Annotated in this window: 15 protein-coding genes; 8 read left to right on the top strand and 7 right to left on the bottom strand. The window is 72.2% G+C overall.

All coding sequences use genetic code 11. The features are described 5' to 3' along the window. Window positions 1–90: 90 nt before the first annotated feature. The 3 genes from ACIBEA_RS24800 to ACIBEA_RS24790 all read right to left on the bottom strand — a co-directional run bounded on the left by ACIBEA_RS24800 (window position 91) and on the right by ACIBEA_RS24790 (window position 4,373). Window positions 91–1,593 carry a protein kinase gene (locus tag ACIBEA_RS24800; protein ID WP_399264387.1) on the bottom strand — a complete coding sequence of 501 codons (1,503 nt, stop codon included), beginning with the start codon at window positions 1,591–1,593 and terminating at the stop codon, window positions 91–93. Then, window positions 1,590–2,219 carry a hypothetical protein gene (locus ACIBEA_RS24795; RefSeq protein WP_399264385.1) on the bottom strand — a complete coding sequence of 210 codons (630 nt, stop codon included), beginning with the start codon at window positions 2,217–2,219 and terminating at the stop codon, window positions 1,590–1,592. The genes ACIBEA_RS24800 and ACIBEA_RS24795 overlap by 4 nt, the downstream gene beginning before the upstream one ends. Window positions 2,220–2,318: 99 nt before the next feature. Beyond that, window positions 2,319–4,373, bottom strand: coding sequence for an N-6 DNA methylase (locus tag ACIBEA_RS24790; RefSeq protein WP_399264383.1), 2,055 nt, complete (start codon window positions 4,371–4,373; stop codon window positions 2,319–2,321). 163 nt (window positions 4,374–4,536) lie between these two features. Between ACIBEA_RS24790 and ACIBEA_RS24785 the strand changes: the two genes are divergently transcribed. The 3 genes from ACIBEA_RS24785 to ACIBEA_RS24775 all read left to right on the top strand — a co-directional run bounded on the left by ACIBEA_RS24785 (window position 4,537) and on the right by ACIBEA_RS24775 (window position 6,332). Continuing rightward, window positions 4,537–5,235, top strand: a complete 699-nt coding sequence (locus tag ACIBEA_RS24785; RefSeq protein WP_399264382.1) for a hypothetical protein — start codon at window positions 4,537–4,539, stop codon at window positions 5,233–5,235. A 56-nt stretch (window positions 5,236–5,291) separates the two neighbouring features. Then, window positions 5,292–6,017, top strand: a complete 726-nt coding sequence (locus ACIBEA_RS24780) for a hypothetical protein (protein ID WP_399264380.1) — start codon at window positions 5,292–5,294, stop codon at window positions 6,015–6,017. A gap of 141 nt (window positions 6,018–6,158) precedes the next feature. Next, the gene (locus ACIBEA_RS24775; protein ID WP_399264378.1) at window positions 6,159–6,332 is read left to right on the top strand and encodes an Rv0909 family putative TA system antitoxin; all 174 of its coding nucleotides are present in this window, start codon (window positions 6,159–6,161) and stop codon (window positions 6,330–6,332) included. 54 nt (window positions 6,333–6,386) lie between these two features. Here the strand turns inward: ACIBEA_RS24775 and ACIBEA_RS24770 are convergent, their stop codons facing one another. Further along, window positions 6,387–6,632, bottom strand: a complete 246-nt coding sequence (locus ACIBEA_RS24770) for a DUF397 domain-containing protein (RefSeq protein WP_399264376.1) — start codon at window positions 6,630–6,632, stop codon at window positions 6,387–6,389. Then, window positions 6,629–7,498, bottom strand: a complete 870-nt coding sequence (locus ACIBEA_RS24765; RefSeq protein WP_399264374.1) for a Scr1 family TA system antitoxin-like transcriptional regulator — start codon at window positions 7,496–7,498, stop codon at window positions 6,629–6,631. Before ACIBEA_RS24765 ends, ACIBEA_RS24770 begins: the two co-directional genes overlap by 4 nt. A 118-nt stretch (window positions 7,499–7,616) precedes the next feature. On the opposite strand from ACIBEA_RS24765, the gene ACIBEA_RS24760 reads away from it, so the two are divergent. From ACIBEA_RS24760 to ACIBEA_RS24740, 5 genes are all read left to right on the top strand, one after another. Then, window positions 7,617–8,042, top strand: coding sequence for an ATP-binding protein (locus ACIBEA_RS24760; RefSeq protein ID WP_399264372.1), 426 nt, complete (start codon window positions 7,617–7,619; stop codon window positions 8,040–8,042). Window positions 8,043–8,115: 73 nt separating this feature from the next. Then, window positions 8,116–8,484, top strand: a complete 369-nt coding sequence (locus ACIBEA_RS24755; RefSeq protein WP_399264369.1) for a hypothetical protein — start codon at window positions 8,116–8,118, stop codon at window positions 8,482–8,484. Then, a complete protein-coding gene (locus ACIBEA_RS24750; protein WP_399264367.1) occupies window positions 8,481–12,806 on the top strand; it encodes a DUF6531 domain-containing protein in 4,326 nt (1,441 codons plus the stop codon). The genes ACIBEA_RS24755 and ACIBEA_RS24750 overlap by 4 nt, the downstream gene beginning before the upstream one ends. Continuing rightward, a complete protein-coding gene (locus ACIBEA_RS24745; protein WP_399264365.1) occupies window positions 12,806–13,030 on the top strand; it encodes a hypothetical protein in 225 nt (74 codons plus the stop codon). The genes ACIBEA_RS24750 and ACIBEA_RS24745 overlap by 1 nt, the downstream gene beginning before the upstream one ends. Window positions 13,031–13,173: 143 nt before the next feature. Beyond that, complete coding sequence (locus ACIBEA_RS24740) at window positions 13,174–14,088, top strand: phosphatidylinositol-specific phospholipase C (protein ID WP_399264363.1); 915 nt, start codon at window positions 13,174–13,176, stop codon at window positions 14,086–14,088. On the opposite strand, the gene ACIBEA_RS24735 is transcribed toward ACIBEA_RS24740, so the two are convergent. Together ACIBEA_RS24735 and ACIBEA_RS24730 are read right to left on the bottom strand one after the other, a co-directional pair. After that, complete coding sequence (locus ACIBEA_RS24735) at window positions 14,085–14,570, bottom strand: nitroreductase family deazaflavin-dependent oxidoreductase (protein WP_399264361.1); 486 nt, start codon at window positions 14,568–14,570, stop codon at window positions 14,085–14,087. The two genes, ACIBEA_RS24740 and ACIBEA_RS24735, sit on opposite strands and share 4 nt — an antisense overlap. Next, a complete protein-coding gene (locus tag ACIBEA_RS24730) occupies window positions 14,567–15,172 on the bottom strand; it encodes an NAD(P)-dependent oxidoreductase (protein WP_399264359.1) in 606 nt (201 codons plus the stop codon). The genes ACIBEA_RS24735 and ACIBEA_RS24730 overlap by 4 nt, the downstream gene beginning before the upstream one ends. Window positions 15,173–15,176: the final 4 nt, after the last annotated feature.

Genomic DNA, 15,176 nt, shown 5'->3' with positions numbered 1-15,176 from the left:
CCCCCGGGCCCCCGCCCCCCCGCCCCCCCCCGCCGCCCCCCCCCCACCCCCCGGCGGGGCTGGATGTGGCCGGGGCCGGCTGGGTCGGGCTCAGCGGACCTGGCCCAGCCAGTGGAGGGTGCGGCGCACCTCCGTGGGGAAGGGGTGGGCCGGCCCGTGCAGCTGCTCCGCGTCGAAGAGCAGGCGGGCCAGGGTGTCGTGGGCGGCGCCCCGGTCGCCGAGGGAGAGCAGCAGGTGCGCCATCCGGCGCCGCACCTCCAGCGGCAGGCCCGGGTCCGGGTTGGCGTAGTGGTTCTCGAAGAAGGGGAGCAGCGCCCGGTACTCGGCCAACGCCGCGGCCGCTTCACCGAGCTGCTCCAGGCACTGGGCGGCGTCGTAGCGAAAGCGCAGGGACTGCGGGTCGCCCGCGGGGAACTCCTCGGCCAGTCGGCGCAGTTCGGGCAGGGCCCGGCGGTACTGGCCGTCGTCCATCAGCGTGGCCGCGTACTGCTTGCGCAGCGAGCGGACCACCGGCGAGTGCTCCCCGTGCTGCGCGACGGCGGCCGGCAGGATCTCGCCGAGGATGTCCACGGCCTGGGCGAGCCTGCCCTCGTCCAGCAGCGCCCGGACCTCGTCGACGGCCCCCGGGATGTCCCGGCGCGGCGGGGCGGCGGGCGGGACCTCGGGCCGCGGCGGGGCGCCGACCCGGTCGGGCCAGGGTGCCATCGGGCGCAGGAAGGGGCGGGTGGGGTCCAAGGGGCCCGCGGGGGTGCCGTGCGAGGGCAGCAGCGGGACCAGCGCCTCGTACACCTCCTGCGCGGAGCCGGGCCGGTCCTGCGGGTCCTTGGCCAGCAGGCGCAGCAGCACCGCTTCGAGCTCGGGCGGGACCTCGGGGCGCAGCTGGCGCACCGGGAGCGGGGGCTCGTAGAGGTGCCGGTGGAGCACGCCGAGGGCGGTGGACCCGACGAAGGGGACGTTCCCGCTGAGGAGTTCGTAGAGCAGCACGCCGAGGGCGTAGAGGTCGGTGTACGGGCCGACGGCACCGCCCATCGCCTGCTCGGGGGCCATGTAGGCGGGGCTGCCGATGGGTGAGCCGGTGTGGGTGAGGCGGGTGGTGTCGGTGTCCATGACGGAGGCGACGCCGAGGTCGAGGACGGTGATCGTGCCGTCCGGGCGGACCATCACGTTGCGCGGCTTCAGGTCGCGGTGCACGATCGGCACCGCGTGCACGGCGGACAGCACCGAGCACAGCTGCGCGACCACCGAGACCGCCCACGGCCAGGGGTACGGATCGTGCTCGGCCAGGTGGTCGGCGAGGTCGGCGCCCTCGACGTACTGCATGACCAGGTACAGCTCGTCGCCGTCGCTGCCCGCGTCGTGGACGGTGACCAGGCCCGGGTGGTCGACCTGGGCCGTGACCCGGCATTCGCGCACGAAGCGGCGGCGCAGCTCCTCGGCGACGGTGCCGGGGCCCGCGACCTTGTCGGGGCGCAGCAGCTTGACGGCCACGCGGCGGTCGAGCCGCCGGTCGTACGCCGTCCAGACCTGGCCCATGCCGCCCTGGCCCAGGACGGTGGCGAGCTGGTAGCGCTCGCCGATGGTGCGCTCGGTCACCGGCCGTGCCCCTGGCCGCCGGTGCCGCCGGTGCCGTTGCCGTTGCTGTCGCCCTGCTTGCGCAGCAGCTCGCTCAGCTCGTCGAGTTCGGCGCGCACCTGCCCGATCCGGGGCGGCGGCGGGGTCTGCGGGGGCTGGGGCAGCGGCGGGGGCAGCGGCCGGGTCTGCGCCGGGGCGGGCCCGGCGGGCGCGGCGGCCTGCGGCGGGTAGCCGTAGCCGTACTGCGGGGGCTGGTGCTGCTGCGGCATCGGCGGCGGGTACCAGGCGGTGACCGGGGGCCGCTGCTGGCGGCGCAGGTCGGCGTAGAGGAAGTAGGCCAGGCTGGCCACGCCGGTCGCGAGCGACAGCACCATCCCGATGTTGGTGCGGGTGCCCTTGGCGTCGGGAACCGGGTCGGAGCCGACCAGCCAGATCCCGAGGAGGCCGCAGGTCGCGGAGAGCACGAACAGCGCCCAGTCCCGGCCGGAGCGGGTGACGATCGCGAGCCGCAGCATGCTCGCCCAGGCCAGGAACCCGCAGCTGACCAGCGGTACCAGCGTGAAGATCGCACGCAGGGCGATCACGTAGCTCTGGCTGCGCTGGCTTGCGTACTGCTCACGCGGCGGCGGGAGGCCGGGGCCGTGCATCGCTGCTCCTGACGGCGGAATTCGGATGTGCTCGGGTGCGAGCGTATACACCGGCCCGCCCGCCCGGTCAGGGGATGTGCACAACCGTTGCGGTCCGGCTCACTCCGCGCGGACCGTGCCGTCCGCGAGACCGTCGTAGAGCCCCTGCACCAGCTGCTCCCCGAGCCGGCCCGCGAGCCGCAGCGCGTCCTCGAACTCGGCCAGCGCGCGGAAGCGTTCGCCGTAGCGGCGCTGGTCCTCCAGCGGCAGCCGGGGCAGCTGGAGGCGGCGCACGTCGAGCCGGGTGGCGGTGGAGGCGTAGCTGGAGGCCTGCCGGTTGTTGGCGGTGCCGCGCAGGAATCCGGCCAGGAACCAGGGGTCGATGGCGGCCGGGTCGGGGCGCAGCAGCTGGAGGTTGCGGCCGAGGGCCGCGCCCGCGTCGGCGGGGCCGACGACCCGGGCGACGGCGGCGGCGCCGACGACGGGGACGACGATGTCGCCGACCTCGGTCAGCACGGGCTCGTCGGCGGAGTCGACCAGGGTGCCGGAGGGAGCGGTGCCCGCGTGGACGTCGTGTTCGGTCAGGACGGGGGCGTCGCCGGCGCCGCTGCCGGTGCCGCCGCGCAGCAGCAGGGCGCCCGCGCGGGCGAGTTCGCCGATGGTGGTGCTGGGCAGCCGGGCGGGCCCGTCGGCCGGTTCGGCCGGGGGCGGGGTGAGCCGGGCGGCGCGCTGGAGGGTCTCGTCGAGGCGCGCGCGTACGGCGCCCAGCTCGGCCGCGCCGCCGCCCGCGGTGGCGGGCGGCAGGTGCCGGGCGGGGGTGAGGTCCACGTCGTCGTCGAGGAGTTCGATGACGGGCACGCAGCGGCTCAGGCCCGGCGCGTCGGGGACCTCGTCCGCGCCGGTGGCGCCGTCGTACGCCGTCCAGGCGGCCAGCACCGCGTCGTGCACGGCGGGCCAGGCGGCCCGCTCGCGCCCCTCGCCGCCGCCGAGTTCGGCGGTGTCGACGAGCAGCAGCCCGGGCGGGGCCGGGGCGTGCGCGGCGGGCTTGCGCAGCACCCACAGGTGCAGGGGGATCCCGTACGGGGGCGCGGCGCCGGCCGGGAGCGCGACGACGGCCCGCAGCGCACCCCGGCGCAGCAGGTCGGCGCGGATGCGGCGGCCGGAGCGGCGGCCGGCGACGGCCGGGGGCATCAGCAGGACGGCGGTGCCGCCCTCGCGCAGGTGCGCCAGGGCGTGCTGGACCCAGGCGAGTTCGGATTCGGTGCGGGCGGGGAAGCCGTACTCCCAGCGCGGGTCGTAGGCGAGCTCCTCGTGACCCCAGCCCCGCTCGTTGAACGGCGGGTGGCAGAGCACGGCGTCGACGGTGGACCGGGGGAAGGCGTCGGCGCGCAGGCTGTCGGCGGCGGCGGTGCGCACCTCGGCGACGCCGTGCAGGGCGAGCCGCAGCGCGGTCAGGGCGGCGAGTTCGGGCGCGCAGTCCTGGCCGTACAGGGCGGCCGGCGCGGCGACGGCGCGCAGCAGGCTGCCGGTCCCGCAGGCGGGGTCGAGGATGCTGCGCGCGCCGGACCCGGCCAGCGCGGCCATCAGCTCGGCGGGGCCGGTCGGGGTCAGCGTGTACTGCCGCGGGTTCGCGTCGAGGTGGCGGCCCAGCAGGAACTCGAAGGCGTTGCGGGCGCCGAGGCCCGCGGCGAGCTCGGCGGCGGCGCGCAGCAGCGGCATCGAGGCGGGTGCGGCCGCCGTGGCCTTCGCGGCCGTCGCTTCGGTCAGGGCGTGGCCGGGGCCGAGCCGGGCGGTGAGCACCTGGGAGAGGACGGGCCGCAGCAGCGCGGCCATCCGCTCGTCGGAGACGGCGCTCAGCTCCAGCCAGTCGGTGGGTCGGTCGTGGACGACGAGCAGCGCGCAGCCCGCCTCGACGAGCCCGGCGACGGCTCCGGCGGGGTGGGCGGTGATCTGCTGCCAGACGCGTTCGCGCGGGGGGACCTCGGCGAGCTTGCCCTGGGCGCGCAGCCAGTCCTCGACCTCGGGGAGGGCGAAGGAGGGGCTGGTCTCGCTCCCGCCGACGGGCTTCGGGAAATCGGCGTGGCGGCGCCGCCAGTTGCTCACCGCCGCACGTCCGACCCCGGCGAGGCGGGCGATCTCGGCTGCGGTCACCTCAGTGGGGGGGTTCTCCGACATGCGCAGAGCATACCGGTACACACGCGAGAGACCCCTTCACAGTGTGAACGAGATCGTTTCCCTGTTTCGTGTTGACTCGGTTCACAGTCTCTGTTGTGATTACTCCCGTCGCACCAACCGGGCCGGTTCCGGCCGCACAGCGAGAGACGAGAGAGGCATTCCCATGTCGCACCACGCCCCGCGCACCAGCTGGACCGCCGCCCGCCGCCAGGTGCTGGCGGGAAGCGGAGCCGTGCTCGCCCTCGCCCTGGCCACCGCCTGCGGCCCGGTCGAGGACACCAAGTCGACCGGCAGGACGGACCCCAAGCCCGCCGCGAGCAGCAGCAGCAGCAAGGAACAGCCCAAGCAGGACGAGGCCAAGAAGGTCGCCATCAAGGGCGACGGCACCGTCCAGGTCGGCAAGGACGCCCAGCCCGGCACCTACCGCACGAGCGGCAACACCACGTCCCGCTGCTACTGGGAGCGACTCAAGGACACCAAGGGCGAGATGGACTCGATCATCGCCAACGACAACGTGACGGGCTCCAGTTACGTGACCCTGGCGGCCGGCGAGTACTTCAAGTCCTCCGGCTGCAAGGGCTGGGAGGCCGTCCCGAAGGACGCTACGGGCACCCCGAAGGCGGAGATCGCCGGCGATGGTGGCATGCTCCGCGTCGGCGCGGACATCGCGCCCGGCACCTACAAGTCCGAGGGCCGCGCCAAGGGCAGCCTCAACTGCTACTGGGAGCGCACCAAGGACGCCGAGCACGGTCTCGACTCGATCGCCGCCAACGACAACCCGACGGGCTCGGCGATCGTGACCATCGACGCCGAGGACGCGTACTTCAAGTCCTCGGGCTGCGCCGACTGGAAGAAGTCCTGACCCCCCGCACCACCGCTCGCACCACCCCTCCCCCTTACCCGTAAAGAGAGTTCCCCGTGCGCCCTGCCCGCCTCACCGCCGCCGCGATCGTCGCGACCACCGCCCTGTTCACCCTCACCGGCTGCTTCCCCTTCTCCGGCGGCGACGTCGAGAGCGGCCCCTTCCCCGGCGAGTCCGGGTCGAAGGTGGCGAACAAGTCCCTCGACAGCCTGCGCGGCGCCAACTCGCTGACCATCACGGGCAGCGTCCGGGACAAGGGCAAGCCGATGAAGATCGACATGGCGATCAGCAAGTCCGGTGACTGCAAGGGGTCGATGGCGGTCGAGGGCGAGGGATCCTTCGAGCTGATCCGCAACTCCGAGTTCGTCTTCCTCAAGGCCGACGCCGCCTTCTACCGCACCCAGCTCAAGGACCTCCCGAAGGAGCAGGCCGACGCGGCGCTCGCGCAGCTGGCCGGGCACTGGGTCAAGACGAAGGCCTCGTCTCCGGACTCCAAGGAGCTCTCGGCCCTGTGCGACCTGGACGACCTGCTCAAGGAGTTCGACAAGAGCCAGGGCGCCAAGAAGGACGGGGTGGTGCAGGTGAACGGCGAGAACGCCCAGAAGATCACCACCAAGACCACGGACGGGACCGAGGACCTCTACGTCGCCACCAAGGGCGAGCCCTTCCTCCTCAAGGCCGTGGAAACCGGCAAGGACCCTTCCGACGTCTCCTTCTCCGGTTTCAACCTGCCGGTCGACGCCGCGTCGCCGACCAAGGACGTCGTCGAGACGGACGGCTGAGGCCCGACCCGCTCCCGTCGCGCCCGGTAGCCGCCTCGCAGGGGAGGGCGGCTCCTGGGCGCGGCGGGTCCCACGGCCTCGGCGCGCGGACGGGATCAAAGGCGCGTACCGTCTCAAACGGGATGACGGAAGGAGCCCCGCATGGGGATTTTCGACAAGTTCCGGGACCAGGCCAAGGCCAAGGGCAAGGACATCTCGGACAACCTCGAACAAGAGGTCAACGAGAAGACCGGGAACAAGTACGCGGACCAGGTCGACAAGGCCCAGCAGCAGATGGAACAACGCACGGGCATCGACGACGACCCGAACAAGTAGCACCGCACCGGCCGCGGCGGGCGGGCCCCAAGGTCCCCCACCGCGGCCGTCGCGCTATGCGGGGACGACTCCGCCGAGGAACGCGGCCCAGGCCCCGGGGGCGACGGCCAGCCGGGGGCCGGCCGGGACCTTGGAGTCCCGGACGTGGACGGCGTCAGCGCAACCGGCTACCTCGACGCAGTTGCCACCCTCACCGCTGCTGTAGCTGGACTTGCGCCAGTCGAAGGCGACTTCGAGGCACTCGCCGCCCTCGCCACCGCTGTAGCTGGACTTGAACCAGGCGAGGTCCGTGGTGTTCATAGCTCTCCCAGCAACTTCTCGATCAGGGCTAGTGACTCGTGTGGCGTGAGTGCCTGTGCCCGGATGATCCCATAGCGCTCGCTGTAGATCCGGACCTGCTCGGGATCAGTGATGAGGTGAGCGTGGCCATAGGTCTCGGTGTAGGCCACCTCGTTGCGACCTTTAGGTCGAAGAAGGGTGAACGCACCTTCTAGACCTGGGTGTTCATCGCGCTCGGTCGGCATTACTTGAAGGTGAACGGTACGGAGGCGCCCCACCTCCAGTAGCCGCCGGAGCTGCTCACGGTGGACCTCTGGGCCACCGGTGGGGCGCAGCAAAATGGCGTACTCCAGAACGAAGCTGAAGGTGGGGGCAGGCCACCGCTCCAGGATGACCTGGCGAGCAAGGCGGTCGGATACTCGCCTCTCGATGGCCTCCTCATCGAACACTGGACGGCGGTGCCGGAACACTGCCCGCGCGTACGCCTCCGTCTGCAAGAGCCCCGGGATGGCCTGGACCGCGTAGTAATGCAGCGCCACGGCCGCCGCCTCCGCGTCGGCGAACTTGCGGAACCAATCCGGATGCCGAGTCCGCGCCCGCTTCAACGCCTCCTTCACGTCCGGGATCGCCGCCAGCAGGACCCCGCCCGCCCCCAGCGCCCGGTCCGCGTTCTCCAGGAAGTCCGGCTGCGGGGTCCGCACGCCCCGCTCGATGGCGGAGACCAGGTCCTCCCCCACGTGCACGAGGGCGGCGAGTTCCTTCTGCTGGAGGCCCGCCCGCTCCCGCAGCACCTTGATGATCTTGCCGAGCGCCCTGAAGAGGTGGGCCGTGCCGTCGACCTCCACGGGCCGCTCCGGCTCCTCTTCGCGTTCCGCCAGGTCGTTCATACGCTGATCCGCCCTCGCCCGTACCGCACGTACACGCAACCGCAGTCGGCCCTACGGGAGTTCCCCGTAGCGCCGTCGTCCCTGGAAAGCGTACGGCGGTCCGGCCACGCTCGGTGAGGTGACGACCGAAAAGAGTGACATGGCACCGGAGTTCCGGCAGCTCCTCTCCGCCACCCCCCGCGGCGCCCGGCTCGCCCGGTACCTCGCCGGGGCGCAGCTCGCCGCCTGGGGCGTTCCGCCGGGCTGCGCGCTGATGGAGGACGTGGAGCTGGTGGTCGGGGAGCTGGCCGCGAACGCCGTGCTGCACGGACGGGTGCCGGGGCGGGACTTCGAGGTCCGGCTCGGTTTCGACGGCCTGCGCGTCCGGGTCGAGGTGAGCGACGCCCGGGGCGACGCGCCCCCGCCGGAGATTCCGCCCGAGCCGGACCCCTGCTGGGCGGAGCACGGGCGCGGGCTGGCGCTCGTAGCGGCCGTGGCCCGGGAGTGGGGCGTGCGCCCGCGCGGCACGGGCGCCCCCGGCAAAACGGTGTGGGCCCGGCTGTGAACTCTCCCGTGTTCGGGCGTGGTCCCGCCTGGACTAGGGTCGTGCCTCGCAGTTGGCAAAGGGGAGGCTTCGCATGGGCGACGGCAACGACACTGGCAAGGTCCTGGACATCAAGACGGCCGACATCAAGTCCACCGCTCCGATCTTCCACACGCAGGGCAAGAACCTGAGCAAGGCGCTCACCACGCTCGTCACCACCCTCGACGGGCTGGGCAAGCCGTGGGGCGACGACGAGCAGGGCAAGAAGTTCGGCGATGCCTACACCCCCCAGCAGAAGGCCATCGAGAAGGCGGCGGGCACCCTCGTCCTCGGTCTGATCAGCATTCACGAGGCGATGACCGACATGGCGGACGGGCACGTCGACAACGACGAGTTGATCGCCGGGATGTTCGCGAAGGTCCAGCCGAAGGTCGGCGAAGGCTACGACGGGGAAGCCAAGTGAGCATCGAGGACGAGGCCAAGGACCTCCTGCTCTCGCTGGGCCTGTGGTGGCCGGACGCCAATTCCGGCACCCTGCGGCACGCCGCCGATGCCTGGCGGACCTTCGCCGACGCCGTCGACGGTGTCCGTACGCCCGTCAACAACGCGGCCTCCTCGCTGATCACCAACAACAAGGGTGAGGCGATAGAGGCGTTCGGAACCTTCTGGGGACGCTACGCCAAGGGCAACGACGCGGGCTGGCTCAGCGACCTCGCCAAGGCGGCCCGTGAGATGGCCTCCGCGCTCGACAAGTTCGCCGGGGCCATCGACGACGCCATCAACAAGCTGTGGACGCAGATCGGCATCGACGCCGCGGTCATCGTGGGCGGCATCGCGCTGGCCTTCTTCACGGCGGGCATCGCCGCCGGCGCCGCCGCCGTCGCCACCGAGGCCCTGATCGAATTCGGCGCCACGATGGGCATCGCCGTCACCACCACCGTCGCCGAGATCGCCGCCGGCACGCTGGTCGCGGCGGCCTTCGGCAGCATGGAGTCGGTGACCATCGACCTCGCGGTCGCCCAGCCCATGAAGATCGCCACGGGCATGCAGAAGGGCTTCAGCCTGGACGAGATCAACGCCGCGGCCAGGGACGGGATGGTCTTCGGCGGGGTCTTCGGCGCCGCCGGTGGCGTGACGAAGGCCGGTATCGAGGGCAGCCTGTTCGGCAGGAACGACGTCCCGCTGATGCTGCGGCCGCCTTCGCTCCGCCCCGACCTGGTGGAGCTCGGACCGGCCGCCCGGACGTGCAAGGGCACCCCGTGCGTGGGGGAACCCATCGACGTGGCGACCGGCGCCATGCTGATGACGCAGACGGACCTGACGCTCCCCGGCGGGCTCCCGCTGGTCTTCGAGCGGACCCACCTGTCCTCCTACCGCGGAGGCGTGTGCTTCGGCCCCACCTGGGTCTCGACCCTGGACGAGTGCCTCCAGATCGACGGGCAGGGAGTGGTGTTCGCCGCCTCGGACGGCATGCGCCTCGTCTACCCCGTTCCGCGACCCGGCGAGCCCGTCCTGCCGGTCAAGGGCGCCCGCTGGCCGCTCGAATGGGACGGCAAGCCCGACGGGGTCATGACCGTCACCGACCCGGCCACCGGAGTCGTCCGCACCTTCAGCACGCCGCTCCCCTCCGGCACCTTCGGCGTCCTCCACCTCCCCTTGGACAGCTGGCACGACCGGGGCGGCGCCCGGATCGACATCGAGCGCACGTCCGACGGCGTTCCCACCGCGCTGCGCCACTCCGGCGGCTACTACCTCGCCGTCGACACCCAGGGGCCGCGCATCACCGCCCTGCGCCTGCTGGACCGGGCGCCCTCGCGGTACGAGCCGTCGCCGCCCGATGACGCCGACGCCGACGCCGGAACGGTCGTCATGCGGTACGACTACGACGGGGCGGGCAACCTCACCGGGGTCGTCAACTCCAGCGGGGAACCGCTGCGGTTCACCTACGACGCCGAGGGGCGCGTCACCTCCTGGACCGACCGCAACGGCACCTCCTTCGCGTACTCCTACGACGCCCGCGGCCGGGTCGAGCGCACCGAGGGCAGCGACGGCTTCCTCTCCGGCGCCCTCGCCTACGACGACCTGGCCCGCACCACCACCTACACGGACTCCCTCGGCCGCCGGTCCACGCACCGGTACGACTCCGCGGGCATGGTCGTCGAGGAGACCGACGCCCTCGGCCACACCACCCGGACGCAGTGGGAGTCGAGGGGCGACAAGCGCCTCTCGGTCACGGACCCGCTGGGCCGCACGAAGCGGTACGCCTACGACGAGGACGGCAACCTCGCCGCCGTCACCCTGGCGGACGGGTCCGTCGCCCGGGCCGCGTACAACGCGCTCGGCCGACCGACCGAAGTCGTCGAACCCGGTGGTGCCATCTGGCGGCACACCTACGACGACGACGGCAACCTCCTCACCACGACCGATCCGCTCGGCGCCGTGACGAGCCGCACCTACGACGCGCGGGGTCATCTGGCGACCGTCACCGACGCGCTGGGCCACACCCGCACGGTGACCTCGGACCCGACCGGGCTGCCCGTCGCCGTCACCGACGAACTCGGGCACACCACGGTCGTGCGCAGGGACGCCTTCGGTCGCGTCGTCGAAGTGGTCGACCCCTCGGGCCGGACCACCCGCACGTCCTGGACGACCGAGGGCAGGCCGACGCTGCGCGAACACGCGGACGGCAGCAGGGAATCCTGGACCTGGGACGGAGAGGGCAACCTCCTCACCCACACCGACCCGGCGGGCCACGTCACCCGCAACACCTCCACGCACTTCGACGTCCCGGCCGGCCGCACGGACCCGGACGGCGCGGAGTACGCCTTCACCTACGACACCGAGCTCCGGCTGACCGAGGTCTCCAATCCGCAGGGCCTGACCTGGACGTACACCTACGACGAGGCGGGCCGACTGACCGCCGAGACCGACTTCAACGGTCGGACCCTGACGTACGCGCACGACGCGTCGGGCGCCCTGACGTCCCGGACGAACGGCGCGGGCGAGACCCTGCGCTTCACCAGGGACGCACTCGGCCGCGTCGTCGAACAGCGCACCGACGCGGGTGTCGCCACCACGTACGCCTACGGCGCGTCGGGGCATCTGGTCCGCACGGCCAACGCGGACGCCGAGGTGTCCATCGAGCGCGACGCCCTCGGCCGCACGCTCCGGGAAACGGTCAACGGGCGCACGACCGCCTACGCCTACGACGCCCTCGGCCGCGTGCTGCGGCGCACCACGCCGTCGGGTCTGAGCTCCGACTGGAGCTACGACCCGGCCGGCCGCCCCCTCGGGCTCACCAGCGACGCGGGATCGTTGGGCTTCACCCACGACGCCTGCGGACGCGAGATCGAGCGCCGTCTCGGCGAAGGCGTCACCCTCGCCCAGCGCTGGGACGTCGCCGACCGGCTCGTCGAGCAGAGCGTCCTGGACCGTGCGGACGGGAGCGACCGCCTCGTCCAGCACCGCGGCTACGCCTACCGCGAGGACGGGTACCTCACCGAGATCCGTGAACTGACCTCGGGGACGCGCCGGTTCGACCTGGACGCGCTGGGCCGCGTCACCGGCGTGCGCGCCCACGGCTGGACGGAGACGTACGCCTACGACGCGTCGGGCAACCTCACCGACGCCGCGGCGCCCGCCCACGAGGCGCCCGGCGCGCGCGAGTTCAGCGGCACCCTGATCCGCACGGCCGGTCGTACGACCTACGAGCACGACGCCCAGGGCCGCCTGATCCGCAGGTCCCGCAAGCTCCTCAACGGTCAGCGGCTGACGTGGACGTACACCTGGAACGCGGAGGACCGCCTGACCGGGGCGGTGACACCGGCCGGCGAGCGCTGGCAGTACGCCTACGACCCGCTGGGCCGGCGGATCTCCAAGCAGCGCCTGACGGACGACGGATCGGGCGTCGACCGCACGGACTTCGCCTGGGACCACACCCGACTGGCCGAACGGCGGACCTCCCGGGGCCGCACCACCACCTGGGACTACGCACCCGGCACCCACCGCCCCCTCACGCAGACCGACCACACGCCCCTGGTCCGCGAGGCGGGCGTGTCCCTGCTGACCAAACTGGCCGAGGACCCGTCCGCCGAGCACGGCACCCGCTTCCACGCCGTCGTCACGGACGCGATCGGCACGCCGACGGAACTGGTCACCCCCGAGGGGGACCTCCGCTGGCAGCGGCGCACCACCCTGTGGGGCACCGACTTCCCCGCGCCCACGGACGGCGCGTCACCGGACTGCCCGCTGCGCTTCCCGGGCCAGTACGCGGATGCCGAGACGGGCCTGAACTACAACCACTTCCGCTACTACGACCCGGAGGCCGCCCGCTACATCAGCGCGGATCCGCTGGGTCTGGAGCCCTCCCCCAACCCGAACGCCTACGTCCGTCACCCCAGCACGTGGTCGGACCCCCTGGGCCTGGCGGGCTGCGAACTGCAGGACATGGGCGGCGGCTGGTACCGCTCTCCGGAGGGCCTCGACTACGGGCCCGGTTCCGCCGAGGGTCATCGCATCACCCACGTGATGCAGCACACCCAGGAGAACCCCGCGAAGCCCAACCACGGAGTGTTCGACACGGGGAACAAGGGCGTGCTCGAAACGGTGGACGAGGCGTGGAGCAGGCGGGGCCTGGCCGTTTCGGTGAACGAACAGGGTGCGCGCACCACCTATATCGTTCCGATGGAACACCAGGTCGGCTTCAATCCCGGCGAGAACTACATTTCGATCACGGTCGAACACGGCAACGAAGTGATCACCGCATTCCCGAGGAGCTGGAATTGATGGAGAAGGTGCAGTGCGTCCACTGCGGTCAGGACTGGGTGCGGCGCTACCGGCGCAAGGATTCCGGACAGGTCTTCTTCATGTGCCCGGAGTGCGAATCACTGTGGCTGGAGGAAGAGGACCTGCACGACGAGACGGACCTGTACCTGAGCGAATTCCTCCTCACCGGGGACTCCGCCAAGGACTGGGAGGCGATCGAGCTCTGCGCCGGACCCACGCCCTGAGGTGACATGGCCGGGTCCGGCGCCCGGGCGCTGACGGCCGGGTTCCCGGGCACGTCAGCGGCGCGGCAGCGGAACGTCAGCGGTGGTCCCTAGCGTCGGCGCACGCGGTGACCCGACCACCACCGCAGACGAGGAGACCAGCCATGAGCCCCACCCGCCGTGACGTCTTGAAGTGGGGGATCGGTGCCGGGGGCGCCGCCGCCCTCGGACTCGCCCTGCCGGGCACCGCCCAGGCCGCCGGTTACTACTTCCACGACTGGATGGGCAAGCTGCCCGGCAGCACGCCCCTCATCCACCTGACGATCCCCGGAACGCACGACTCGTGGTGCACCGACCCCGCCAACGGCACCAAGTGGGCCCAGACCCAGAACTGGGGCGTACCCGAGCAGTTGGAGCGCGGGATCCGCTTCCTCGACATCCGACTGAACGGCCTCCAGGGCGCGCCGAACGAATTCGGCCTCTACCACGGCTCCGCCTACCAGGGACACCGCTTCCAGGACGTCCTGGAGGCCTGCCGCAACCACTTCAAGAAGTACCCGGGCGAAACCGTCGTCATGCGGGTGAAGAACGAGAACTCGGGCGGACAGGCCCTCTCGGACGAGGAGTTCCGGCGCCGCTTCAATTACTACCTGGACACCATGGGCTACCGGAGTCTGGTGTGGACCGCACCGTTCTGGCCCACGCTGGGCCAGGTGCGCAGCAAGATCGTCATCGCGGCGGACTTCGCGAACGACTGGGGCATCCTCACCTGGGACAGCAACAAGGCCTTCAACATCCAGGACGACTGGAACACCACCAACTTCACGAAGTCCGCCACCATCGTCAAGCAGTTCGACAACGCCTGGTGGAACCAGGACTCCTCCCAGATGTTCGTGAACTTCACGAGCTACTCCGGCGGGAACTGGCCCCAGCAGAACGCGAAGCTGACGCTGCCGGACGTTCTTCGCTACGTGGACGCCCGGAAGACGGAGAAGATCCACTTCGGCATCGTCCCGATGGACTTCCCGGACTTCTACCCGGACATCGTGCGCCTCCTGGTCCAGAAGAACTTCCTCTAGACCGGCACTTGGACCGACGCTCGCGGCTCGCCCGCCGGGGTGACCAGGACCAGGGGGATCTCCCGGGCCGTCGCGGTGCGGTAGGCCGCGTACGAGGGCATCGCGGCCACCACCACCGGCCACAGGCGGGCGGACTCGGCCGCCGTGGCCGGCCGGGCCGTCGCCGAAAAGGTGGCCGCGGCGACCTGGAGGGTCACCTCCGGGTCGGCCGACAGGTTCAGGTACCACGCCGGGTGGCGGTCCGCACCGGCGTTGGACGCCGTCAGGACGTACGCGTCCCCGTCCCGGACGTACGCCAGCGCCGTGCGGCGCAGCAGGCCGGACCTGCGACCCCGGGTCGTCAGGAGCAGGTCGGCCACCCCGGGGCGGGGGTGGCCACCGGTCTCCTCGAAACGGCGGATGTGGTCGGCGATCCAAGGGGTCGGGTTGTCGTGGATCGTGCTGGTCGTGCTGGTCGTGCTGGTCGTGCTGGCGCCGGTCATGCGGCGGACACCCCCGCGTGGGTCCGGTGCAGGGTCGCGACCTCGACCTCGTCCAGCAGCGCGCGGGCGAAGTCCGCGGCCGTGATCCGGCTCTCGGCGGCAGCGGGGGCGAACGCGTAGGCGCCCGAGGGCTCGCCCTCGGGGTCGAAGTCCCCGGCCGGGCTCAGCACCACCCAGTCCAGCGAATCCGGCGCGGCCGCGCGCAGCGCCTCGGTCCCGGCGCCGTGACCGACGTAGAACTCCCGCCATTCCTGCGGGTATCCGGGGGCGTCCATCATCAGCTCCCCGGTCGCGGTGGGCAGTACGGATGCCAGCCCGACGGACACCAGCCGCGTCACCCCGGCGGCCGGGAGCCCTTGGGCGAGGGCGCGGGCGACCGCGGGAAAGAACTCGCCGGGGCTCGTCGCGGGGTCGTACACGGCGACGATCGCCGCGTCGTGCCCGGCGGCGAGCCGGGCCACAACCGCCGGGTCCGTCACCTCCCCGTCGGCCCGCCCGGCCGCCGTGACGTCGTGGCCCCGCCGCCGGGCCTCCGCCTCGGCCGCCCGGCCGACCCGGCCGCCGGCCCCGAAGATGATGATCCTGCTGCTGTTCGTCTCCATGGAC

The sequence above is a fragment of the Streptomyces sp. NPDC051555 genome (assembly GCF_044454405.1).
In the GTDB taxonomy this organism is placed as follows: Bacteria; Actinomycetota; Actinomycetes; order Streptomycetales; family Streptomycetaceae; genus Streptomyces.
The sequence above is the reverse complement of the archived record's forward strand: the minus strand, read 5'-3'. Positions and strand labels throughout refer to the sequence as shown.

Bases quoted from the DNA above. Each gene is read 5' to 3' on its own strand.
- ACIBEA_RS24770 (WP_399264376.1), bottom strand. From the start codon at position 6,632: ATGAACACCACGGACCTCGCCTGGTTCAAGTCCAGCTACAGCGGTGGC.
- ACIBEA_RS24745 (WP_399264365.1), top strand. From the start codon at position 12,806: ATGGAGAAGGTGCAGTGCGTCCACTGCGGTCAGGACTGGGTGCGGCGC.
- ACIBEA_RS24785 (WP_399264382.1), top strand. From the start codon at position 4,537: ATGTCGCACCACGCCCCGCGCACCAGCTGGACCGCCGCCCGCCGCCAG.
- ACIBEA_RS24795 (WP_399264385.1), bottom strand. From the start codon at position 2,219: ATGCACGGCCCCGGCCTCCCGCCGCCGCGTGAGCAGTACGCAAGCCAG.
- ACIBEA_RS24765 (WP_399264374.1), bottom strand. From the start codon at position 7,498: ATGAACGACCTGGCGGAACGCGAAGAGGAGCCGGAGCGGCCCGTGGAG.
- ACIBEA_RS24740 (WP_399264363.1), top strand. From the start codon at position 13,174: ATGAGCCCCACCCGCCGTGACGTCTTGAAGTGGGGGATCGGTGCCGGG.
- ACIBEA_RS24730 (WP_399264359.1), bottom strand. From the start codon at position 15,172: ATGGAGACGAACAGCAGCAGGATCATCATCTTCGGGGCCGGCGGCCGG.
- ACIBEA_RS24755 (WP_399264369.1), top strand. From the start codon at position 8,116: ATGGGCGACGGCAACGACACTGGCAAGGTCCTGGACATCAAGACGGCC.
- ACIBEA_RS24735 (WP_399264361.1), bottom strand. From the start codon at position 14,570: ATGACCGGCGCCAGCACGACCAGCACGACCAGCACGACCAGCACGATC.
- ACIBEA_RS24775 (WP_399264378.1), top strand. From the start codon at position 6,159: ATGGGGATTTTCGACAAGTTCCGGGACCAGGCCAAGGCCAAGGGCAAG.
- ACIBEA_RS24790 (WP_399264383.1), bottom strand. From the start codon at position 4,373: ATGTCGGAGAACCCCCCCACTGAGGTGACCGCAGCCGAGATCGCCCGC.